The 357-nt window shown below is 73.9% G+C and carries 1 pseudogene; it reads right to left on the reverse strand.

From position 1 onward, the window contains the following. A pseudogene (locus CCN35_RS24400) lies at window positions 1–357 on the reverse strand (hypothetical protein); the annotation flags it as partial.

Consider the following 357-nt stretch of genomic DNA (forward strand, 5'->3'; position numbering starts at 1 on the left):
CCGGGCGGAGAGCACCGCGGCCAGACCGCCCAGGGTGGCGACCAGCCCGGTGAACTGGTGGCAGAGCAGGATCACCGCCCACAGCACCCCGAGCCCCGCCCAGGTCCGCCGTCCGGCGTGCGTGCGCAGCGCCCGGGTGAGCCACGCCCAGAAGTGGAAGGCGAGGCCGAGGGCGAACACGCTGGGGTACGACACCGTCAGCGCCAGGGAGTTCAGGGAGAGAAAGCCGCTCCAGTTGATGACGGACGTCCCCCAGAGCAGGACCAGGCTCAGGGCGGCCAGGGCGGGCGCCGCCCGGTGTGCGCTGAGCGTCCCGACGTACCGCCACACCCCCGTGGCCAGCAGCACGAGCCCGGC

This window comes from Streptomyces thermovulgaris, assembly GCF_002155915.1.
Lineage (GTDB): Bacteria > Actinomycetota > Actinomycetes > Streptomycetales > Streptomycetaceae > Streptomyces > Streptomyces thermovulgaris.